Genomic DNA, 22221 nt, shown 5'->3' on the forward strand with positions numbered 1-22221 from the left:
TCTCCTAAGCGGACTGAGCCTTCGAGAGTTGCTTGGGATGAAAGAGAAGCCAGAAGAGGATTCCCGTGACTAGCGCATAGCCTGCGAAGATGTACCAGACGGTCGTCCAGTCGGTCACCTTGGCTATGGTAAAGTGCTCTACAACCCAGCCGGCGCCTAGCGAACCGATGACGACGCCTAACCCGTTGGTCATCAAGAGGAAGAGCCCCTGAGCACTGGCGCGCATCGAGGGTGAGACGGACTGATCGACAAACATGGAGCCGGAGATGTTGAAGAAGTCAAACGCCATCCCGTAGACGACCATTGATAGAACGAGTGCTATGATGCCCGGCATCCCGGGGTTGCCTATGCCAAAGAGTCCGAAGCGTAGGAACCACGCCGCGAAGCTCATCGTCATCACGCCCTTGATGCCAAAACGCTTTAAGAAGAACGGGATCGCTAGGATAAAGAGTGTCTCCGAGATCTGGGAGAGCGATAGGAGGATGTTAGGATACTTGACCGCAAAGCTATCGGCATACTCAGCGGCCCCCTTGAAGTGGTCGAGGTACATATTGCCGTAAGCATTGGTCACCTGTAGCGCTGCACCCAGGAGTATGCAGAAGGTAAAGAAGACCGCCATCTGCCTATTCTTAAAGAGCACCAGAGCATCCAGCCCTAGTATAGATAGGAGAGAGCGACGACCCTCTTGAGCCTTCTTGACGCCGTGCGGTACTGCAGGTAGTGTCCAGGCGTAGATCGCTAGGGCGATAGCGGCAAAGGCGCCTAGATTGAACTGCATCGGGCTGTCCATCCACTTAAATAGGTTGACCAGCCACATCGCTACGATAAAGCCGATGGTACCCCAGACACGTATCGGGGGAAAGTCCTTGACGATGTCAGCCTGCACTGTGCCAAGTGCGTGATAAGCGACCGTATTGGAGAGCGATAGGGTCGGCATGAAGAAGAGGTTGACCCCAAAGATAACCAGCCAAGTGGTTGCAAAGGGTGTCCCTACGGGTAGGCAGCCGACAGCGATCAGACAGGCGCCTGTCAGCAGGTGGCAGATCGAGAGCAGGCGCTCAGCACCGACCCAGCGGTCAGCGATGATACCAGTCAGTGCGGGTGTGATGATAGCAGCAAAGCCTGCGGTAGCAAAGAGTCCGCCGACCTCCTGCCCATCGTACTGCATCACATTGCCCATGTAGCGTCCCATAGAGATGAGCCATGCCCCCCAGATGAAGAACTGAAGGAAGTTCATCACGATTAGCTTGAGCTTGATCTGTTCCTTTTCTTTAGTCATACCTTTAGTCGCTAATGTGTCTCTTCTGAGGCTTATCGCCGATTATAAAAACCTGTTCCGATGACGCCCAGCTTGAATCCTTTAGCACCCCACTTGAGCTGTACCGCTGAGGGGTAGAGTAGGTTGGTGATAGCAACCGCCTGCCCAGCCGATCCTGATGTCGACGCTAGCTCCGTGGCAACGGGGATCAGGAGTAGCTCTAAGTCTTTGGTGACGCGATGGGTGCCATCCGCATCAGTCACCATATTGCCCCGCATATGCGCCTCAATGAGGTGACTGATATTGCTAAATGTATAGTTGCGATCTAGGACACTATAGCGCCCAGAGACGAACGAGGTAGAGGCGACCAAGGGGTCGTTGACACTCTTCGCAAAGAAGTGCGCCACACTGTCCTTCGGTATGAGGAGTAGCTGAGGGGGCGGGTTGAAGTGGGTATCCACATTGGGGACGTCCACCGCTATTTGTAGCTTGCCCTCGTTGATGACCCAGCCGAAGCCCTCCTTATCCTTACTCATCTTCTCGTACTCGTGGAGCAGTCGGCTGAGCTCATCCTTGCTGCAGGTGAGCTTCGTGACGACGCCTGCTGGAGACTTGATATAGGTCTTGCCCTCAGACGATGGCTTGAGCAACCTATCCAGATAGGTGTGCTTCAGACTGTTCAGCGCGTAGAGGCTCTTGTTGTTGCTAAAAACTTCCCAAGTGGGCTTGTAGACTGTCGAGTCCACCCCCTTGGACGACTTTTGCGTAGTCTCATAGGTGTAGAAGATGCGGAGAGCCGTTGAGTAGACCGAGATGACATGTCCCGTACCCGTTGTTGAGGTGACGTAGAGTCCACGAAGTAGATTGGACTCGAAGGCATCCTGCGAGGCAAACCACTCGGGATGCTCACGAGAGGCTTTGAGAAAGCGCTCTCCCAGCTCATTCGGCACTCGTATCGTCAGTCCCTTGATCCCTGTCGTGTCGGAGGGACGGTAAGTCAGTTCGCCGAGTAGCTTGGCCCCTTGTGTATAAGGTGTCAAGTCGTCTACCGAGTAGCGACTCTTGGGCAGAGGCTTGGTGATCTCATAGACCTGCGCCTTGCCCCAGGTTGTCGTGTCACCGACGCCGCTGAGGTAAGAGAGGATGATATTGACCGAGTCAATGCGATCGTTGACAGGCTTATGGGTGAAAGTGAAGCCTGGAGCGCACTGCAAGCGGTTGATATAGGAAGCCTCAAAGTCTCCAAAGACGGGATCTGATATCTGTCCCAGCAACGAGATAGCACTACGACTATATATAGAGTCTAGAGGTATCGTCTCAGCACGAAAGATGAGCGAATCCCCACGCGCCGCGACAAGGTCTCTCTCGGGTCGCAGACTGCCTCCGAGTGTGGAGTAAGCATCGTTGCAAGAGGTGAGTCCTAAAGTGCATAAGATGCAGATCAGGAGTGGCATCTGGAGGGTATGTAGTAAAGTCCGATTCATAGATTCAGTTTAAGTGTCAGGCGCTCGGCTTGCAGTCTCGGTAGATGAGATAGAGACCATCCGCAAGCATCTGACAGGTAATCTAGCTCCAAAGGTAAGGAAAAAAACGATTTGACCGTACATTCCTAAGAAGCAAGATAGGGCCGACGCATGATAACCTGCCGTCTAGGGACTGCGCAGGACGATAACTAGGGATGTGCTGTTCGACCATCGCTACAGAGGGTTCGAGTATCACTACAGAGTGGCTAGGGAACCTCTCTGATTACACCTTTCTCGCGAAGAATGGAATTCCTCCGTAAGAATTTCCCCAATAGCTACCTAGGAAATCAAAAATATCCACGGAGGAAAGAAAAAATTCTTCGGAGGAATCAAATGATACTTCGGAGGAATCAAAAAATAAGTCCGAAGAATTTGCCCATTTCCTAGGTAGCAAATGGGCAAATTTCTAGGTAGGAAATCAGACGAGCGCGGTTTTTTATCAAGCATCAGCCCTGAGGAGCAAGAAAAAGCACCGCCCTCGTAGGAGAGACCTTCGAGAGCGGTGCTTTAGTTCTGTAGACTAGAGGTCGGTCGACTTACTGCTTCTTGTCGAGCAGGTTGCGGATCTCGGTCAGTAGCTTGACCTCGTCAGAGGGCTCAGGAGCTGGTGCTTCGGGCTCCTCGTGCTTTCTCCTCAGTTTGTTGATCGCACGAATCATCATGAAGATGACGAGAGCGATGATGAGGAAGTCAACGACGTTCTGTATGAAGAGACCGTAGTTGAGCGTAGTCGCTGAGACGATCTCCTCGCCGACCTCATTGAACTCAGCGGGCTTGATCTCATAGGCTAGCTCGGAGAAGTTGATACCTCCCGTAAAGAGCCCGATGAGAGGCATCAGGATGTCATCAACGAGTGAGGAGACGATCTTGCCAAAGGCTCCCCCGATGATGATACCGACAGCCATGTCCATGACGTTGCCCCGAAGGACAAACTCTTTGAATTCTTGCTTGAAGCTTGCCATAATCTTGTTTATTTAGTTAGTTGATCGATTACTTCAGGCGTGCAGGCACAGAAAGCTGGGATCAGGTTGCGGTCGCCAAAGCCATTGTCTATGCGAGAGACATTGACCCAAAACTTATTGTCCTGTAGATAGGGTAGTGCGAAGGCGGCTTGCTGACGTGTGTAAGCGTGATGCCACTCGTCGGCACAGACCTCGTACTGGGGGTGAGGTGCGTTCTTGATGACATTGTCCTCAGCGTCAGCCTTGCCCGAGGCGATATCCTGTGCCTCTTGGTAGATCTGATTCATCACTGCGACAAAGCGATCGAGCTCAGCCTTGCTCTCGCTCTCGGTCGGCTCGATCATGAGCGTACCGTGAACGGGAAAAGAAACCGTCGGAGCGTGATAACCGAAGTCCATCAGACGCTTAGAGATGTCGCCCTCGTCGACGCCTGCCTGAGCCTTGACACCACGACAGTCGAGGATCATCTCGTGTCCGACGAAGCCGCGGTCGCCCGTGTAGACGACGCCGTAGTTGTCGTGGAAGCGAGCCTTCAGATAGTTGGCATTGAGGATCGCCATAGCGGTTGCCTGGCGTAGGCCTTCGTAGCCTAGTAAGCGAATGTAAGCGTAGGTGATCACAAAGACGCCAGCACTACCGAAGGGAGCTGCCGACACTTGGTTCGTCGCATCAGACCAGCGCTCCACATGCTTGGGTAGATAGGGCACCAAGTGCTCAGTGACACAGATCGGACCGACGCCAGGACCGCCACCACCGTGCGGGATAGCAAAGGTCTTGTGCAGGTTCAGGTGGCAGACGTCAGCTCCCATATAGCCTGGGTTGGTCCAGCCGACCTGAGCATTGAGATTGGCGCCGTCCATGTAGACCTGTCCGCCGATCTCGTGGATGCGGTCAATGATCGTACGGATGTTGCTCTCGAAGATACCGTGCGTACTTGGGTAGGTGATCATGATGGCTGCGATACGATCCTTGTACTGCTCGGTGAGCTCCATAAAGTGATCCATATCAATGTCGCCATTGTCGGCCGTGCGGACGGTGATCGTGTCAAAGCCTGCCTGTACAGCACTGGCGGGGTTGGTACCGTGTGCAGAAGCGGGAAGGATGATGAGGTCACGAGCGCCCTGACCTGTAGCCTGTAGGTAGCTACGTATGACACGCAGACCGGTGTACTCACCCGCAGCACCTGAGTTAGGCTGTAGCGAAACGCCCTTCATACCGGTGATCTCGCAGAGGAGTGCCGACAGGTTGCGTATCATCTCTAGGTAGCCCTCGACTTGGTCATCGGGAGCGTAGGGATGGATATAGGCAAACTGCGGATTGCTCAGCTGAGCCACCTCCGAAGCCGCATTGAGCTTCATGGTGCAGGAGCCTAGCGAAATCATCGACTGAGCGAGCGAGATGTCCTTGCGGTCTAGTCGCTTGATGTAGCGCATCAGCTCGGTCTCGGAGTGATACTTTTGGAAAGTCTCATACTGTAGGAAGTCACTCTGGCGAGCGAACTTCTTATCAAAGTAAACCTTCGTGTCGTCTACCTCGGTACCCTCGATGTCTCCATCTTTGCCCTGAAGCTGAGAGAAGATGTAGAGGAGGACTGAGAGGTCGCTCTCGAGCGTGGTCTCGTCGATGCTGATACCGATGTGACGACCATCCTCGTAGTAGCGCAGGTTAACCTGACAGTCGAGGGCGATCTCACGGAGCTTTTCGGCTGAAAGGCCTTCGGGTAGCTCGATGTATAGGGTATCGAAGAAGTTGTCGTTGAGCTGCTTGTAGCCCATCGCTACGAGCTGATCGGCTAGATAGCCCGCATAAGCGTGGATACGGTGAGCGATGTCACGTAGTCCCTCGGGACCGTGGTAGACAGCATAGAAGCCACTCATCGTAGCCAGCAGAGCTTGTGCCGTACAGATATTGCTGGTGGCACGCTCACGCTTGATGTGCTGCTCACGTGTCTGGAGAGCTAGGCGGTAAGCGGGATGACCGTAGGTATCTTTGGAAATGCCGATGATACGTCCAGGGATGGTGCGCTTGAAGTCCATCGTCGAGGCAAGATAGCCTGCGCTAGGTCCGCCGAAGTACATCGGGATACCAAAGCGCTGAGCCGATCCGAAGACGATGTCTGCGCCCCACTCGCCTGGAGGCGTGAGGAGTATGAGACTCATCAGGTCGGCCGCGACGGCAACACGTGTGCCGGCAGCCTTGGCACGCTCCATAAAGTCGTGGTAGCAATTGATACGACCCTTCTCGTCGGGGTACTGGATGATAGCTCCGAAGACCTTGTCCGTAAAGTCAAAGGTCTCGTAGTCGCCTACGACGATCTCCATGCCTTGCTGGGGAACGCGTGTCTGAATGACCGCCTGCGTAGAGGCAAAGACACGCTTGTCGATGAAGAGCTGGTTGGCGCCCGCCTTCTTTTGCTCTCTCGGACGCTCGTTGTAGAGCATGAGGGCAGCCTCGGCTCCTGCGGTAGCTTCGTCGAGTAGTGAGCAGTTCGTCAGAGGTAGTCCCGTCAGGTCGGTGATGACCGTCTGGAAGTTAAAGAGCGCCTCAAGACGACCCTGCGATACCTCAGCCTGGTAAGGTGTGTAGCTGGTGTACCAAACGGGGTTCTCTAGGACATTGCGAATGATAGGCTGTGGGGTTACGGTATCGTACCAGCCCATACCGATGTATGAGGTGAAGATACGGTTGCGAGACCCTAGCTCGAAGAGATGCTCGCTGAGCTCACGCTCGGTCATAGGCTCAGGTAGGTCAAGGGGCTTCTCAAGGAAGATACCCTCGGGGTAGACCTTGTGCATCAACGCATCGACGCTGTCTACGCCGACGACCTTGAGCATCTCAGGCAGATCAGCCTCGGAAATGCCTATGTGACGATAGGCAAAGTTTCTTGTATCCATCTATTTTAGTTGATATAAGGGTTATTACTTTTTTCGTTGTATATGGTTGTGTGCGGCCCATGACCTGGGTAGACGATGGTGTCGTCGGGTAGGGGACGCAGTTGAGTCTTGATGCTGTGCAGGAGCGTCTGGTAGTCGCCGCCTGGTAGGTCACTACGACCGATGTCACCTCTGAAGAGTACGTCGCCCGTGAAGACGATATGCTCGCTCGGTAGGTAGTAGGCGACGTGTCCTGCTGTGTGTCCTGGTACGAAGAGGTCATAGATAGCTACCTCGCCCAGTCGTAGCGGTTGATCGCTCGGTAGAGGGCGTATCTGAGACAGGTCGAAGGCTTCCTCTGGTACCTCAAAGCCCCAAGCACGCATCTGCGCTTCGGGAGAGACCGCCTGCGCTAACTCGGTAGCGTGCGCATACGCCTTTGCCTCGGGGAAAGCTTGGAGCGCCCAGGACAAGCCCCAGATGTGGTCAAAGTGTAGGTGCGTGAAGAGGAGCAGGTCTACGCTCAGTCCCCACTGCTTGATGCGCTGTGCGAGACGCTCCTGCTCGCTCACGGTGGCGCATCCGCAGTCGATGATGGCTGCGTGGCCGTCGCTGGTCGAGAGGAGGTAAGTGTTTTCCTGTATGATGTTACATACGAATGTAGATACTTCGCAGTTCATAGTTCTTTTTCTGTTAGTTGGTTCGTTTGCCCTGCTTAGCGACATAGACGATCCATTTGTCCTGATAGTAGTCGGGGTAGTCGGCCAGTGTACTGATCGCTGTGAGCTGTGCGTTCACGCCCGCCTGCGCTATCTCCTCGCTGAGGTCGCCGCCCTTGAGACAGTAGATGCCCGAGCGGGGAGCCCGTGAACCGTGGAGCATATGCTGTGTGTATTTATAGAGTAGCTCCAGAGGCATCGCCGCACGAGACACGACGTAGTCGCAGCGCTGGTCGCAGCTCTCGACACGTGTGTGATGCGTAGAGACATTGGTCAAGCCTATCTCGTCAGCGATGGACTGAGCGACGTGGAGCTTCTTGGCGATGCTGTCGATCAGCAGGAACTGGTACTGAGGAAACAGGATAGCTAGCGGGATGCTGGGGAAGCCTCCGCCACAGCCCACATCGGCAATGGTGAAGCTGGTCGGCTCGTCGGGCAGGAGCCAGGCGAGCGCCAGTGAGTGCATCACGTGGTGCAGATAGAGATTGTCAATGTCTCGTCGGGAGATGACGTTGATGCGTGCGTTCCACTCTCTGTAGAGCGGATAGAGAGCGGTCAACTGCTGTGTGGCAGTTGGTGAGAGCGCAGGAAACTGCCTCAGGAGCCTATCCAATTGCTCCGTGGGGGTAGTACTTGGTGTGATGGGCATCTCTAGGGCGCACGGTTAATTGCAGGAGGGTACATCGTATCCCTCCACAAATGTACAAAAAAAGAGCACACCCCACAGTGTCGTGAGTTGTGCTCTTGATCTCTTTGTCCTGTACCTCCGACTGGAAGTATCAGTAAAGTCTTAGGAAGCTGTCTAGTTCCTTTAGTCTACGAAGGTGAGCTGCTTGTCAGCCCCTACGTCTAGCGTGATAGGCTTGGTGCGCTCTACGGTGCCTGCTAGGAGTGCCTTCGAGAGCTCGTTGAGGACGAGCCGCTGTATGACACGCTTGACAGGACGTGCGCCAAACTCGGGATCGTAGCCCCGCTCGGAGAGTAGGTCGATGGCGGCGTCGCTGTAGTGGAGCGTCACGCCATTTTCCTGCAGTGTACGAGCCACCTTGTCGAGCTGTAGTCGTACGATCTGAGCGATCTGAGCTTTCGTCAGAGGTGTGAAGACGATGGTCTCGTCGATACGGTTGACAAACTCAGGACGGATCGTCTGCTTGAGTAGCGTCTTGACCTCCTCTTCGGTCCGCTCGATGACCTCTTCACGGTTCTGCTCGTCGATGTGCTCGAAGTTGTGACGGATCAAGTCGGAGCCGAGGTTACTGGTCATGATGATGATCGTGTTCTTGAAGTTGACCACATGACCCTTATTGTCGGTCAGCCTACCATCGTCCAGTACTTGGAGGAGTAGGTTGAAGACGTCGGGGTGAGCCTTCTCAATCTCATCAAAGAGCACAACCGAGTAGGGCTTACGCCTGATCGCCTCGGTGAGCTGACCACCCTCATCGTAGCCGACATAGCCAGGAGGTGCACCGATCAGACGAGTGGCGCTAAACTTCTCCTGATACTCGCTCATATCGATACGGGTCATCATGTGCTCATCGTCAAAGAGGCACTCGGCCAAGGCTCTAGCGACCTCTGTCTTACCGACACCTGTCGTGCCGAGGAAGATAAAGGAACCGATCGGCCTATTGGGATCCTGCAAGCCAGCACGACTACGACGCACCGCATCTGCAATGGCGGTGATCGCCTCATCCTGACCGACGACACGCTTGTGTAGCTCGTCCTCTAGGTTGAGGAGCTTGTCGCGCTCGCTCATGAGCATACGACTAACAGGTATGCCAGTCCAGCGGGCTACGATGTCAGCGATGTCTTCGGCTGTCACCTCTTCGGTGATCAGTGCGGTACCAGAGGCACGCTGCTCGGCAAGCTTCTGATTGATCTGAGCGATCTGATCGTCTATCTCTTTGAGCCGTCCGTAGCGTAGCTCAGCTACACGACCGTAGTCGCCTAGTCGCTCGGCTTTGTCCGCCTCTATAGTGGCTTGCTCACGCTCGACCTTCAGTTGCTGCGCCTCATTGACCAGATCTTTCTCGCCGTGCCACTGAGCAGCCAGCGCATTGCGCTCTTCCTCGAGGTCAGCTATCTGCTTAGAGAGCGCAGCCAGCTTAGGCTCGTCGTGCTCGCGCTTGATCGCTTCACGCTCTATCTCTAGCTGCTTGATACGACGCTCCAGCTCGTCTAGCTCCTCGGGCATTGAGTCGATCTGGATGCGTAGTCGTGCAGCAGCCTCGTCCACAAGGTCGATCGCCTTGTCGGGGAGGAAGCGGTCGGTGATGTATCGCTCGCTCAGCTGTACAGCCGCTAGGATAGCATCGTCCTGGATACGCACCTTGTGGTGGTTCTCGTAGCGCTCCTTCAGACCTCTCAGGATAGAGATACTGCTCATCTCGTCTGGCTCGTCGACCATCACCATCTGGAAGCGGCGCTCAAGCGCCTTGTCCTTCTCAAAGTACTTGCGGTACTCATCGAGGGTGGTGGCTCCGATGGCCCGTAGTTCACCACGAGCCAGGGCCGGCTTGAGAATGTTTGCCGCATCCATAGCTCCTTGCGAAGCTCCCGCACCGACGAGCGTATGGATCTCATCGATGAAGAGGATCACCTCACCATTGGAGGCGGTCACCTCGTTGACGACTGACTTGAGACGCTCCTCAAACTCTCCCTGATACTTCGCACCTGCGATGAGAGCGCCCATATCGAGTGAGTAGATGAGCTTGTCCTTGAGGTTCTCCGGCACGTCGCCTCGTATGACACGGTGCGCCAATCCCTCGGCGATAGCGGTCTTACCGACACCTGGCTCACCGACGAGGATAGGATTATTCTTCGTACGGCGAGAGAGGATCTGTAGGACACGACGTATCTCTTCGTCACGACCTATGACAGGGTCTAGCTTGCCCTCACGAGCACGCTCGCAGAGGTTGATCGCATACTTGCCAAGGGCGTTGTACTGCTGATCACTCGTAGCGGAGTCTACCTTGCGCCCCTTGCGAAGCTCACGAATAGCCTCCTCAGCATCGGCGTAGTTCAAGCCTGCATCTAGGAGTAGCTGACGAGCATCACTAGACACCTTGAGAAGAGCTAGGAGGAGATGCTCTACAGCGATGTATTGGTCACCCATCTTGCTAGCTATCTGCTCCGACTGGGTGAGCACTTGGTTCGTCTGGTCGGAGAGGTAAGGCTCTCCACCAGAGACGTGAGGTAGACGCTCTAGTTGCTGCGCTACCGACTGCTCTATCTGGTGCATGTAGGCACCCGCTTTGGTAGCGACATACTCGACGACGTCACGACCCTCACGTAGCAACGCATCCAGGAGACAGATCGGCTCTAGAGCCTGATGCCCCTGCTGGCGCGCTTGGGCGATCATCGTTTGGATCACCCGTTGCGATTTAATGGTGTACTTATCTATGTTCATGTTTTTAAGGTTTGATTCTGACTAACTCAAGCAAGTGATGTGCCAAAGGACAAAATGTCACGCACTAGCGCCTTGAGCTCATACAAAAGAAGAGAAGGCAAGCACACTTCGCTCACCTCCTCTTAATACTATATAAAGGTATCTTGGCTGGTAGTTTACTTCTTTGGTACCGTAGACGTGGCAATCTGTAGTCTCAGGCCGAAGCCAGCCCCATCGGTAGCTGGCACAGACTGGATGCAAAGCCACAAGTCACCCTCGGGGTATCGGCCTCTACAGTAAGCATTGAAGAGCGGCCCTTTCTTGTCATCCTTTGTCATACTAAAGTCTTCGGTAAAGCCGTACCCCTGAGCGATACTCTTGAGTAGGTCGTAAGCTTCGCTGTCTTTTTGGTACGCTTTGATGAGGATGTCTTCATTGGATAGATAGGCGGTGAAGAGTAGCAGGAAAGATCGATCCGTACGTCCAGGAGTGTACCTGTAAGCGATGCGCTTGATGTAGCGTATGTCGGTATAACTGTCTCCTTGACTCGGGGCAATAAAGGAGAGTGCGTAGGAAGAGCCCCCAGGCACCTTACGATCACTTTCCAAGAGCCAATCTTTAGCTTCGTTTGCCTCTTGTATCTCATCCTTGCGTTGCTCTATCTCCGCAAGGATTGGTATGTAGATTGGGACAAATCGTCTGTCGGGGTCATCAGCTCCTATATATCTCTTGACATCAATCTGGACGGCGGGCAAGACTTGGACAGGAACGGTGACGCGCGCTTCGCCAGTAGCGATAGTTATAGTACAGTGTCCCTCAGCCACGGCGGTTACTAAGCCTTGGATGCTGACGGTGGCGACGGCCTCACTTGTTGACTGGTAGGTGTATCGTAGTGTCGCATCGGCGGGTGTCGCTGAGACGCTCAGCTGTGCACGCTTCCCTACCCGTAGAGAGAGTCTCTCGGGTGAGACGGAGAGCGTCGTGTGAGTAGGCTCCGTGGGTGGCTTCGGCTTTGTACCAGGCTCCTTGTGACAAGCTATGATCGAGAGCGTCAGAGCTAGGAGTAAAACGCTTAATGGTAGTGTCTTGATGAACATATGGTTGGGTCTTAGGGGATCTAAAGAGTCTCTCTGTCTGAGTGATACAAAGGTAGAAAAAACATATCACTTGTCGCACTGTGCCCTTTGGCGGGCATGAGCTTAATACAAAAGGAGACCTACACACTCTTTGGTGTAAGTCTCCTTCGGTATGATTAGACTGCTCTTGCTATTGACTAGCTATAGGCAGACTGGAGTTGTATTACTAGTAGATGACGTCCATATCTACGCGGCGTGCATCGGTACGCTTGGCCGGAGTCGTGTCGACACCGTTGTCGTAGCGCTTGATAGCAACTGCAGGTACGCCTGCCTCTTGGAGTGCCTTGATGACACTGGCAGCACGCTTAGCAGCAAGCTTGTTGTTGAAGTCTACGGGGCCATCTATACTAGCGTAGCCGTATACGAGGACGAGGGCACGTGGATCGTTGATGACAAAGTCAGCGACGTTGCGTACAGCCTCGAGACCCTCAGCATTGATGACGTCCGAATTGACCTTAAAGAATACACTACGACTGAGCTGCACGTTGTTGCGTGAGCGGTCTTGGTGGATCACCCGACGGTTATCGTAGTTGTACACAGGAGCCTGTTCGGGAGCCTTCTCTAGCTCATCGATCTGCTGACGTAGCGCAGCTAGCTGCTGAGCTATCTGATCGTTGTCTCGCTGCGGATCTTGCTGAGCAGCCTTGAGGCGAGCTAGCTCCTCTTCGAGCGCTTTGACCCTTTCGTCATTAGTCATGCCCTGAGCGCCTTGTGCACCTTGAGCTACGACGAGATTACTACCAGCTGGGTAGTAGAGTTGTCCTCCGACGTTGATAGGCTGTCCAGGCTGTGTATAGACTGGCGTGGCCCTCATAGCGTTGAGGTTGTGATACTGTAGGAGTAAGTAGAGAAGGTCTCTATCCTTATTGTCTACAATCGTGATGTCACGCTCTTGTGGACAGTTGAGGCACTGCTCCTGAGCGTCTTGCTCTTCGGCTGCGGTGACTATAGCATTGATGAGCGTAGCTAACTCTTGCTTAGTCATAACTACCTCTTTCTCACGTCTGCCACGCTCGCCCTGCTCAACGCGCTCCGTACGGTCGCGCTTCTGGCGAGGTGCCTGACGCTGGTCTTGCTGTGCCTCCACAGATGTGGAGACAGCAGCAGACAGAAGGATCACGCACAGCCCGACTATTATTGATTTCTTAGTCATACTGTTGTAGTGATAGGTGATTAGAAGTAGAAGCGATATCCGAGAGATACGCTATGATTGCGTAGTGAGTGACGTAGACCGTAGTCTAGGAATATAGCACTGTTGAGCTGTGGCAGCTTGTAGGAAGTACCTACGAGGAAGTTGACACCAAGCTTCGTGTCTGTAAAACCACCGACACCAGCACCTAGATAAGGTACGAAGTCGCCTAGCTCCTTGAAGTTGAAGTTGTAAACAACGTTGCCTGATATACCTAGTGTAGTCTTCTTACCAAAGCCTACGAAGATCTCAGGAACGAAGTCAAGGTTCGTATTGCTGATAGGCATATAAGCGCGTGCGCCTACTGCGAAAGTACCGAAGAGGTCCTCCTCCTTAGGCTTTACAAGGTTGGTTCCTACTAGTAGTCCTACGGAGTTGAAACGTATGAAACTATTGGAAGTCTTATCTACAGGAGTAGCATCAGCACCGACAGCCATCGTGCTAGATGTAGCACCAGCAGGAGTCGTGTATGCAGGATGTGTAGGAGGAGTTGTTACGACAGTCGTCGTAGGCTGTGTGGGCTGGTACTGCTGCATACGAGCCTCGTTGTTCTCGATCTTTCTATCGATCTCGTCAAGACGGTCGAGGATCTTCTCATTCTGCTCTTTTAGATCAGAGGTAGCGGTTGTAGTACCGTTCTGAGCCTTTACCTGCTCATTAGCGAGCATCTGCTGCTGCGCAATGTACTGAGGTGAGTTGCCGATGAGTGCATGGACTAGCTCACGCTCTAGTGGTGTGAGTGCGTCATCGTTTGGCTGGCGATAGTAGTGGTTGTGAGCCTCCTTGCAGCCCTGCTGGCAAGACTGACCCTTCTTGCTGCGGTTGCGATCGATGATGCGCTGTGCCATATCCTCGATCTCAGATGGAGTCATGCGTACATACTCGTCGTCACGATCCTGACCATAGTAGTGGTACTCACGGTACTCGTTGATACGCTCTTGAGTAGTCTGATCCTCCTCAGTGTCGAACTGATAGTGACGAGCTGGCTTGCCTAGGTTAAAGCGTACGCCGAACTGGTAAGCCATATTCTTGGCAAGGATCTCAGAGCTCTTTGTGATAGAAGCTGTCTTGACGCCAGGAGCTGGGTGTGCAATGAAGTTGGCACTACCAAACACGCTGACATAGCGGAAGATAGGTACCTCTAGACCGAGACCAGCCATAGCGAAGACGACATCATGTAGGTTAGCCTTGTCGAGCTCAGTAGCCTCCTTAGAGAGCTTAGCATCGAGGTAACCAGCACCTAGATTGATGTAAGGTGTCACGCCACGAGGTAGGTTGAGACGGCCTGTGAAGTAACCACCATACATAGCGCGCTCCTTGTCGAAGTCGAAGTCGAGCTTCTTACCAGGCTTGCCAGCTTGGTAGTAGAATCCACGTACACCAAAGGTGTTGTTGAAGTCTACACCTACCTGACCACCGTAGAACCATGAGTCGCGGCTATTCCAGTAAGAGTTCTGGTTGAAGTCCATGTATAGCATAGAGGGCTCGATCGTGAAGACCATACCACGGAAACCATTAGAGAAGAAGTCTCTGTAAGCACGGCTTACTTCGTTGCCACCTCTGGGGTCGTAGCCACCGAGGTAGACAGAGAGACCAGCACGAGCTGAGAAGTTGTTCATCAGAGCTAGACCATGCTTGTCGACCTTCTCACTAGCCTTTGCTAGATTGATGTATGGGTTGAGTAGGTCTGTGCGGAAGCCTAGGTAGTTACCTGATAGGTTGAGGGCGATACGAGGTGCTAGATTGATCTTAAAGCCTAGTGCTCCAGAGAAGTATAGGTGATCAGTCTTCATCATCTCGATCTTGTCATCAGCGATGGGAAGCTCGTACTTCATGTTTTGTACACCACCCCCTACGAGTAGGTAGGGTGCTAGGATGTAGCCATCGAGAAGGTTGAACTTGAGCTCAGCTCCGTAGCGCTCGATGTCGATCTTGCGATCTGTCATCTTATCTTTGAAGACTGGATCGATATTCCATTCTCCATTAGGGTCGCTGAGCTTAGACTTGATTCCGAAAGAGCGATCATAGACACCACGTAGCTCTACGATCGGGCCGAAGCCGAAACCAGCGCGTACGCCCCAGAGCATAGCGTTGTCGATGTTGAGTGCATCGTCAAGGAATTCATACTGAAAGCCACCACCGACGGTGATGCTGGCATCCTTGACCTGTGCCTTGGCTCCGTTGAAGCTCAGAAGAGCTACAAGAGCCGTACATAGAAGTAGGATTTTTTTATTCATAGGTTGAACTATTAAGTTGATGATTGATAATGCTTAAGTGATTAGTGTAAGATGTAATGAGCTCACGCTCCTCAATCGAAATAAATATGCTCAAAAAGTGTCAACCGAGGAGACGACCCACCATATCTACCGTCAAAGGTATAAAAAACTAGTGACACAATGCAACACTTGCGATCTGCGACCTGAACATATATTCATATCCGAAAACTCTATAGACCGCTCTACTATTACGTTTAGAGGATCTCGTAGACCTCCTCTGAGACAATTCGGATGAATCAGCTGATTGTAATCTATTCGCTCTAGAGCTGGTATGCTTCGGGTGATAGGACGAAGATATGATAAAAGTGAACTCCTTTCAATTCCTCGGAAGGAAGGCGTAATCAGAGAGGTCCCGTAGCCACTCTGTAGCGATGCTCGAGCCGTGCATTCTTAGTTAATCGTTATGTGCAGCTTCTAGACGGCTGGTTATAATGTATCAGCCTTGTATCGAGCGGGGGCTTTTGCTGTGAAATGAGTACATTTGCAGAGCAAGTGAAGTAGACGGATGATGGACGAACAGACCAAGCAGCTGATCATAGATACGGCACGCATCGAGGATGTGGTGTCCGACTTTGTGCAGTTACGACGCAAGGGGTCGGGCTTTGTGGGGTTGTGCCCATTTCACAAGGATCGTCACCCCTCCTTTATCGTCACTCCGTCTAAGAATATCTGCAAGTGCTTCGCCTGTGGTGCGGGAGGTACGCCTGTCTCCTTCATCATGAAGATACAGAACTGCTCCTTCGTCGAGGCGCTACGCTACCTCGCTCAGAAGTATAATATCCCCGTGCCCGAGCGGGAGATGACTGAGGAGGAACAGCAGCGACAGAATGAGCGTGAGGCGCTTTACCTTGCTAATGAGGTGGCAGCTAAGTTCTTTACCGAGCAGCTCCTCAGCCAGGAGGAGGGACTGGACGTCGCTTTGCCCTACTTTACACAGCGTGGGGTGCGGTCCGAGGCGATACAGACCTTTGGGCTGGGCTACTCACCGAGCGATCGACGTGCTCTGGCGAAGTTTGTCGAGGAGCATGGCTACGATATGGAGAGCTTTGTGGCGACGGGTCTGCTCTACGCTCCGAGCGAGGGCCGCCCGAGTGCCGACCGTTATCACGAGCGCGTTATCTTCCCTATATATAATGTAGGGGGGCGTGTCGTCGGCTTCGGTGGGCGCACGATGCGCAAGGCAGACAAGATTGCCAAGTATATCAATTCGCCCGAGAGCATCATCTACGACAAGAGCCGTGAGCTGTACGGACTCTACCAAGCGAAGCGTGCCATCTCACGTCTGGATCAAAGTATCATCGTCGAGGGCTACCTAGATGTGATCGCCATGCACCAAGTGGGGATAGAGAATGTGGTGGCGACGTCGGGCACGGCGCTGACGGATAGTCAGATACAGCTTTTGCGACGCTTCTCACGCAATGTGCTGGTGCTCTTCGACGGTGATGAGGCGGGTGTCAAGGCGGCGCTGCGCTCGGTCGATATGCTCCTCGCTGAGGGGATGCAGATCAAGCTCTTAGTCCTACCCGATGGAGAGGATCCCGATGAGTTTGTCTCTAAGCGTAGCCGCAGTGAGGTGGAGGACTACTTTGCCGCCCATGAGCAGGACTTCCTTACCTTCAAGTCGCAGCTCTATGCTCCGCAGATGGCGCAAGATCCGCAGCTTAAGACGCAACTGATGCGAGACATCTTGCAGAGCATTGCCACGATCCCCGATAGCCTCGAGCGGATCGTCTACATCCAGCAAATGTCTCAGATGTATGGCGTGGCGGAGGATCTACTCTTGCAGCAGATCAAGCAGGAGCGCTTTAGTCGTGGACGGGTCTATCAGTATGCCCCGCCAGCGCCAGCGACACCTGAGGAGAGTACTCCCGAGGAGACCCCGCAGGAGGTTTCGCCTCTAGATGCGCCGATGAGCAATGAGGCACTGGACTTGATACGTCTAGTGGTGCGCTACGGGGAGCGTATGCTCAAGATCTCCGTGCAGGACGAAGAGGCAGACGAGGGGGCAGAGCCTACGGTGATACAGGTCTCTGTGGCCAACTTTGTCTATCAAGAGCTCAAGCAGGATGATATAGTCATCGAGCACCCGCTGGTCAAGCGCATTCTCAACGATAGTAATAAGATGATGCTGGAGGAGCTCAGCGTCTCGGGTGGCAAGTCAGAGCGTACCTGTGGCTCCTTCCTCTGTAACTCGGAGATCCCGCAGGTGTCAGCTCTGGCGGTGGATCTCTACGCGACTCCCTACCGCCTCTCTCGCAAGGCTCGCGAAGAGCTACAGATGCCCGATGATGAGAATGAGAAAGTACCTGATGAGTGGGTGCAGGAGATGACCTTTAAGGTGCTATACACCTACAAGCTAGCGTACGCCGAGGAGCGTTGTCAGCAGATTTCGCAGCAGATACAGACGCTACAGCAGGAGCATCCAGAGGCAGACTACGAGAGCTATCAGCCTCTCCTCCAGGAGCTATCTACATGGCAGGAGATACGTAAGATGCTAGGACAGTTTAGCGGTCAGCGGGTGGTCATTTCGTGAGATAAAGAAGAGAGTCACCGTTAACCCTTTTACCAAATCTAAAGAAGAAAGTGCCGTCATGCAGTTTGCCGATATATATGGATACCAAGCCCTCAAGCAACAGTTCGCACATCTGACCCGCTCAGGGCAAATGCCCCATGCGGTACTCCTAGAGATACAGGAGGGCTACCCGGGGCTACACCTAGCGTGGGCCTGGGCGCAGTACATCCAGTGTCAGTCGCCTACGGATGAGGACTCGTGTGGTGCCTGTGCCTCCTGCAAGAAAGTCGCAGCCATCGCTCATCCCGACGTCATCTTCGTCTATCCCGTGGTCAAAGCGGCACAAGACGAGACCCCCACGGAGCGATACTTCGACGAGTGGCGCACCTTCCTCGAGCGGTCGCCCTACATCACCGATCAGGACTGGCTCGAAGTGCTGGAGGCGGGCAATAGTCAGCCTGTCATCTATGTGAATGAGATCAATAGTCTCTTGTCTCGTCTCTCGGTTACAACCACCGAAGGAGGCTGGCGCACGATTATTATTTACCAGCCTGAGCGTATGAATGATGCGGCGGCCAACAAGCTTCTCAAGTCGCTCGAAGAGCCACCCGCCGAGACGCTCTTTATTCTTGTGTCGGCACATTCGGATCGTCTCCTAGACACAATTCTGAGCCGTGTGCAGCGCTTCGAGCTGCCCCCGATGACGGAGGCGGAGATGAGAGAGGCGCTGACCGCTCTGCACCCGGAGCTGGCGACTGATGCTCTGGAGGCGATGATTCCCCTAGTGGACGGCAACCTGAGCGATGCGCTACGGCTACTCGACAGCTCCGCTTCGCAAGACAAACTACAGGAACTAGCGCAGCAGTGGTACGATGCGACATTACGAGCCGACATCCTGCGTCTGAAGCTTCTCAGTGAGGAGGTGGACAAGATGGGACGCGAGGGAGCGGTTGCTTTCCTCAAACTACTGATGCAGCAGGTGGGTCAGCAGTGGCACCGTGCGCTCCGTGGTGAGGCTCGTGTGGGGGAGCTGCGGGTCAACAATAAGGCGATGGGTGCTTGCTATAGACTCCTCGAGGAGGCGATGCGAGAGATCCGTGGCAATGTGCTGACGAAGATGGTGCTCTTCGACACGTTCCTGAGAATGCTACTCGCCTTGCGCAACTAAGCCCAGCTACGATGTCAGAGCAGACGTTACGTCATCAGGGACTTGACCTCTTACGGCTCCTCTCAGTCGTGATGGTGATCGGCATCCACACGGCGGGAGGTTACTTTATGGGAGATGCTTCGCTGGCAGAGCGTTGGCAAGCTGCCCCATGGTATGCGCTTTCGGTGGGAGCGGTGCCACTCTTTGTGATGATGAGCGGAGCTTTCATGCTGTCGCCGGTGCGGCAGATCGGGAGCTTGGCGCACTTTTACGAGCGTAGGGTAGGGCGCAAGATACTCTTGCCACTAGTTGTTTGGTCTGTGGGCTACTACTTCTGGCACTGTGCGAAGGAGCAGACGTGGCTCGCCTTCCAGTGGTATCACTTGTGGTTTCTTGTGATGCTGGCAGGGCTCTACGTGGTCACTCCTATGCTGCGCTGGCTCTGTGAGCGGATCGAGCGTAGCGATAGTCCTACCTATGGAGGCAATCGTGGACTACTTATCTTAACGCTCGGGAGCTATCTCGTGGCGCTTACGGTAGATGTTTACTACCGCTCGTACGGCGTTCGTCAAGTTTGCCTGCTATGGTGGGTACAGTACCTGCCTTACTTCCTTGCGGGGCATTTGCTCGCTCGCACCTCAAGTCGGTTGCCTGGTAGGGGCTGGCTCTTGATCCTATTCATCGGGAGTATGCTACTACACGGAGCGCTGCTCATTTACGTGCCCTACCAACTATTAGAGCGGATGGGTGTCAACTTCCAGCCACTGGTCGTCCTCAAGGTTCTCTCGCTCTTCGCCCTTTGCTATAGCTGGCGTCCCAAGGCACGGCTCCTCATCTCGGCAAGTACGCTCTATCCCTACGTGATGGGGATCTACTTGGTTCACTTTGCGGTGCTACAAGTGGTCTTCAAGCTGTTTGAGCTATTCCTCCCAGCATTGTCCGCTTGCCCAGCCGTAAGCGTCCCCCTGCGCATCCTGCTCATTGCGCTCATCTCGCTAGGGGTCACCGCATTGATGCGCAAGGTACCCTTACTGCGACAGCTCGTTTAGAGGAAAAGCCTTCACAAGACGGCAATGATTTCGTATCTTTGCGAAGTAACCAATCAATAGAGCAAACCGAATATACATATGTTTAGTGGAATAGTAGAAGGCATGGCGCAGGTACGTCGCCTAACCCGCGAAGGGAGCAACCTGCACATCACACTCGCTTGTAGCTTTGCCGCAGAGCTACAGATAGATCAGAGCATCGCACACAATGGTGTCTGTCTCACCGTCGTCTCGCTCGAGGAGGGAGGCTACACGGTGACAGCCGTCCAGGAGACGCTGGATCGTAGTAATCTGGGACTCCTACAGGTAGGCGACTATGTCAATGTGGAGCGTAGCATGATGCTCGGAGGTCGTCTGGACGGTCACATCGTGCAGGGACATGTGGATCAGACGGCTCGCTGTACAGCCATTCGTGAGATGGACGGAAGCCACTACTTTACCTTTGCCTATGAGGTGGATCGTGAGATGATGCGCCAGGGCTATATGACAGTCGAGAAGGGTTCCGTGACGGTCAATGGCGTGAGCCTCACCGTCTGCAATTCGCAGGAAAACTCATTCGAGGTGGCGATCATCCCTTATACCCTAGAGCATACCAACTTCAAGTACTTTAAGGAGGGAAGCGTGGTCAACCTCGAGTTTGACATCTTGGGCAAATACATTGCTCGTCTTCGCTCCTTCGACTAAACCACTGTAGCTATGAAAGCGGAAGACCTATATGCTCTCTATCGGGAGCGTCAGAGCGATCGAAAGTTTGCCGATCGCCCCGTACCGCAGGAAGTGCTGGAGCGTATCCTGCACAACGCTATGCTGGCACCCTCAGCGACCAATCAGCAGCCCTGGAGTATCGTAGCGGTCTCCGACCCTGAGACTGTGCAGCGTGTGGGGCAGGCGGTCATCAAGGGGGTGACCAATATGAATAAGTTCGCCCTAGAGGCACCCGCCCACCTACTCATCGTAGCGGAGCGTGGACGCTGGATAGCGCGTATGGGGAGCCGCGTGATGGGTGTGGACTACCGCCCCATAGATCTAGGCATCCTCGTGGCGCACATCGTCCTGGCCGCACAGGCGGAGGGTGTCGGGAACTGTATCCTTGGCTGGATCAATGACTCGGCTCTGCGCAAGGAGCTCGGCATCCCCAGCAACCGTCAGGTAGTCCTAGACATCCTCCTCGGTTACTCGGAGCAGCCGACCCGTGAGAAGAAGCGCAAGCGCCCCGACGAGGTCATCCACTGGAACCAGTGGTAACCAGCTCACTACGAGACGCCTTCCGTAAGGCTGTATCTGCGCTAGTTTGCTACCCTTTGAATTTCAATAAAAGAGCCCTCTCCACTTAGCAAAGAGCGCAACGGGGGCAAAGGAGGATTTGCTTTTGTCAAAATATTTCCGTTACTTTGCAGTCTGATTGCAGACCCACACCATGATGATGCTAATGGATGGGCTGTGTCGATCTCAGAAACATCGTAGAAGTATAAAAGAAATACCACACCGTCATGTCTAAGATATGTCAGATCACCGGTAAGAAGGCTATGGTGGGCAACAATGTATCCCACTCAAAGCGTCGCACGAAGCGCACCTTTGATGTCAACCTCTTCCGCAAGAAGTTTTATTGGCCCGAGGAGGATCGTTGGATCTCTCTAAAGGTTTCAGCAGCAGGGCTTCGGCTCATCAACCGCGTAGGGCTCAACGAGGCTCTCCGTCGCGCTAGCGATGCTGGCTACCTAAGCATCAAGAGCAAATAAACCACTCACTCCTTAATTACACTGATTTACTATGTCTAAGAAAGGTAAAGGCGATCGAGTACAGGTGATACTCGAGTGCACAGAGCACAAAGAGAGTGGCATGCCAGGCACCTCTCGCTACGTCACCACAAAGAATAGAAAGAATACGACACAGCGTCTAGAGCTTAAGAAGTACAATCCTATCCTCAAGCGCTACACACTACATCGTGAGATTAAGTAATCATCTCTCCCCTTCACTAACCAAATAAGAACTAAGTACAATGGCTAAGAAATCGGTCGCAACCTTTAGAACGGGCGATGGTCGCTCATACTCGAAGGTTATCAAGATGGTCAAGTCGCCTAAGACTGGTGCTTATACCTTCCAAGAGGAGATGGTACCAAATGACCACGTACAGGACTTCCTCAAGAAGTAATCTGAATACGAGATAGAGTCGCTACCGTAGAGAGGACGTTATC

General features: G+C 53.6%; 18 protein-coding genes. 8 read left to right on the plus strand and 10 right to left on the minus strand.

Annotated elements, in window-relative coordinates; translation table 11 throughout:
- Positions 1-4 precede the first annotated feature (4 nt).
- From L215_RS0100405 to L215_RS0100450, 10 genes are all read right to left on the minus strand, one after another.
- Positions 5-1279 carry a nucleoside permease gene (locus L215_RS0100405; RefSeq protein ID WP_027451170.1) on the minus strand — a complete coding sequence of 425 codons (1275 nt, stop codon included), beginning with the start codon at positions 1277-1279 and terminating at the stop codon, positions 5-7.
- A 32-nt stretch (positions 1280-1311) separates the two neighbouring features.
- Complete coding sequence (locus L215_RS0100410; protein WP_027451171.1) at positions 1312-2742, minus strand: DUF4270 domain-containing protein; 1431 nt, start codon at positions 2740-2742, stop codon at positions 1312-1314.
- Between the two features lie 575 nt (positions 2743-3317).
- Positions 3318-3743: a large-conductance mechanosensitive channel protein MscL gene (mscL, locus tag L215_RS0100415; RefSeq protein WP_027451172.1), complete on the minus strand. Its 426-nt coding sequence runs from the start codon at positions 3741-3743 to the stop codon at positions 3318-3320.
- Between the two features lie 8 nt (positions 3744-3751).
- A complete protein-coding gene (gcvP, locus tag L215_RS0100420) occupies positions 3752-6637 on the minus strand; it encodes an aminomethyl-transferring glycine dehydrogenase (protein ID WP_027451173.1) in 2886 nt (961 codons plus the stop codon).
- Between the two features lie 5 nt (positions 6638-6642).
- Positions 6643-7296: an MBL fold metallo-hydrolase gene (locus L215_RS0100425; protein ID WP_025883465.1), complete on the minus strand. Its 654-nt coding sequence runs from the start codon at positions 7294-7296 to the stop codon at positions 6643-6645.
- A gap of 13 nt (positions 7297-7309) precedes the next feature.
- Entirely contained in the window at positions 7310-7984 is a 675-nt protein-coding gene (gene rsmG, locus L215_RS0100430; RefSeq protein WP_025883467.1) for a 16S rRNA (guanine(527)-N(7))-methyltransferase RsmG, read from the minus strand.
- 162 nt (positions 7985-8146) lie between these two features.
- Positions 8147-10741 carry an ATP-dependent chaperone ClpB gene (gene clpB / locus L215_RS0100435; protein ID WP_025883468.1) on the minus strand — a complete coding sequence of 865 codons (2595 nt, stop codon included), beginning with the start codon at positions 10739-10741 and terminating at the stop codon, positions 8147-8149.
- A 155-nt stretch (positions 10742-10896) separates the two neighbouring features.
- Complete coding sequence (locus L215_RS09555; RefSeq protein WP_025883469.1) at positions 10897-11817, minus strand: Ig-like domain-containing protein; 921 nt, start codon at positions 11815-11817, stop codon at positions 10897-10899.
- Positions 11818-12022: 205 nt separating this feature from the next.
- Positions 12023-13009, minus strand: a complete 987-nt coding sequence (locus L215_RS0100445; protein WP_025883470.1) for an OmpA family protein — start codon at positions 13007-13009, stop codon at positions 12023-12025.
- Positions 13010-13029: 20 nt separating this feature from the next.
- Positions 13030-15282 (minus strand): porin family protein, encoded by a 2253-nt coding sequence (locus L215_RS0100450; protein WP_027451174.1) that lies wholly within the window; start codon positions 15280-15282, stop codon positions 13030-13032.
- 544 nt (positions 15283-15826) lie between these two features.
- On the opposite strand from L215_RS0100450, the gene dnaG reads away from it, so the two are divergent.
- The 8 genes from dnaG to L215_RS09690 all read left to right on the plus strand — a co-directional run bounded on the left by dnaG (position 15827) and on the right by L215_RS09690 (position 22178).
- Complete coding sequence (gene dnaG, locus L215_RS0100455) at positions 15827-17854, plus strand: DNA primase (protein WP_025883475.1); 2028 nt, start codon at positions 15827-15829, stop codon at positions 17852-17854.
- A 58-nt stretch (positions 17855-17912) separates the two neighbouring features.
- Positions 17913-19001 (plus strand): DNA polymerase III subunit, encoded by a 1089-nt coding sequence (locus L215_RS0100460; RefSeq protein ID WP_025883477.1) that lies wholly within the window; start codon positions 17913-17915, stop codon positions 18999-19001.
- 11 nt (positions 19002-19012) lie between these two features.
- Positions 19013-20029 carry an acyltransferase gene (locus L215_RS0100465; RefSeq protein WP_025883479.1) on the plus strand — a complete coding sequence of 339 codons (1017 nt, stop codon included), beginning with the start codon at positions 19013-19015 and terminating at the stop codon, positions 20027-20029.
- Between the two features lie 78 nt (positions 20030-20107).
- Entirely contained in the window at positions 20108-20710 is a 603-nt protein-coding gene (locus L215_RS0100470) for a riboflavin synthase (protein ID WP_007366047.1), read from the plus strand.
- A 12-nt stretch (positions 20711-20722) separates the two neighbouring features.
- Entirely contained in the window at positions 20723-21271 is a 549-nt protein-coding gene (locus L215_RS0100475; protein WP_025883481.1) for a nitroreductase family protein, read from the plus strand.
- 245 nt (positions 21272-21516) lie between these two features.
- Positions 21517-21765: a 50S ribosomal protein L28 gene (gene rpmB / locus L215_RS0100480; RefSeq protein ID WP_004331861.1), complete on the plus strand. Its 249-nt coding sequence runs from the start codon at positions 21517-21519 to the stop codon at positions 21763-21765.
- Between the two features lie 31 nt (positions 21766-21796).
- Positions 21797-21985: a 50S ribosomal protein L33 gene (gene rpmG, locus L215_RS0100485; RefSeq protein WP_007366007.1), complete on the plus strand. Its 189-nt coding sequence runs from the start codon at positions 21797-21799 to the stop codon at positions 21983-21985.
- Between the two features lie 40 nt (positions 21986-22025).
- Complete coding sequence (locus tag L215_RS09690; RefSeq protein ID WP_004331849.1) at positions 22026-22178, plus strand: DUF4295 domain-containing protein; 153 nt, start codon at positions 22026-22028, stop codon at positions 22176-22178.
- Positions 22179-22221: the final 43 nt, after the last annotated feature.

This window comes from Porphyromonas uenonis DSM 23387 = JCM 13868 (assembly GCF_000482365.1).
In the GTDB taxonomy this organism is placed as follows: domain Bacteria; phylum Bacteroidota; class Bacteroidia; order Bacteroidales; family Porphyromonadaceae; genus Porphyromonas; species Porphyromonas uenonis.

Bases quoted from the DNA above. Each gene is read 5' to 3' on its own strand.
- L215_RS0100405 (WP_027451170.1), bottom strand. From the start codon at position 1,279: ATGACTAAAGAAAAGGAACAGATCAAGCTCAAGCTAATCGTGATGAAC.
- L215_RS0100410 (WP_027451171.1), bottom strand. From the start codon at position 2,742: ATGAATCGGACTTTACTACATACCCTCCAGATGCCACTCCTGATCTGC.
- mscL (WP_027451172.1), bottom strand. From the start codon at position 3,743: ATGGCAAGCTTCAAGCAAGAATTCAAAGAGTTTGTCCTTCGGGGCAAC.
- gcvP (WP_027451173.1), bottom strand. From the start codon at position 6,637: ATGGATACAAGAAACTTTGCCTATCGTCACATAGGCATTTCCGAGGCT.
- L215_RS0100425 (WP_025883465.1), bottom strand. From the start codon at position 7,296: ATGAACTGCGAAGTATCTACATTCGTATGTAACATCATACAGGAAAAC.
- rsmG (WP_025883467.1), bottom strand. From the start codon at position 7,984: ATGCCCATCACACCAAGTACTACCCCCACGGAGCAATTGGATAGGCTC.
- clpB (WP_025883468.1), bottom strand. From the start codon at position 10,741: ATGAACATAGATAAGTACACCATTAAATCGCAACGGGTGATCCAAACG.
- L215_RS09555 (WP_025883469.1), bottom strand. From the start codon at position 11,817: ATGTTCATCAAGACACTACCATTAAGCGTTTTACTCCTAGCTCTGACG.
- L215_RS0100445 (WP_025883470.1), bottom strand. From the start codon at position 13,009: ATGACTAAGAAATCAATAATAGTCGGGCTGTGCGTGATCCTTCTGTCT.
- L215_RS0100450 (WP_027451174.1), bottom strand. From the start codon at position 15,282: ATGAATAAAAAAATCCTACTTCTATGTACGGCTCTTGTAGCTCTTCTG.
- dnaG (WP_025883475.1), top strand. From the start codon at position 15,827: ATGATGGACGAACAGACCAAGCAGCTGATCATAGATACGGCACGCATC.
- L215_RS0100460 (WP_025883477.1), top strand. From the start codon at position 17,913: ATGCAGTTTGCCGATATATATGGATACCAAGCCCTCAAGCAACAGTTC.
- L215_RS0100465 (WP_025883479.1), top strand. From the start codon at position 19,013: ATGTCAGAGCAGACGTTACGTCATCAGGGACTTGACCTCTTACGGCTC.
- L215_RS0100470 (WP_007366047.1), top strand. From the start codon at position 20,108: ATGTTTAGTGGAATAGTAGAAGGCATGGCGCAGGTACGTCGCCTAACC.
- L215_RS0100475 (WP_025883481.1), top strand. From the start codon at position 20,723: ATGAAAGCGGAAGACCTATATGCTCTCTATCGGGAGCGTCAGAGCGAT.
- rpmB (WP_004331861.1), top strand. From the start codon at position 21,517: ATGTCTAAGATATGTCAGATCACCGGTAAGAAGGCTATGGTGGGCAAC.
- rpmG (WP_007366007.1), top strand. From the start codon at position 21,797: ATGTCTAAGAAAGGTAAAGGCGATCGAGTACAGGTGATACTCGAGTGC.
- L215_RS09690 (WP_004331849.1), top strand. From the start codon at position 22,026: ATGGCTAAGAAATCGGTCGCAACCTTTAGAACGGGCGATGGTCGCTCA.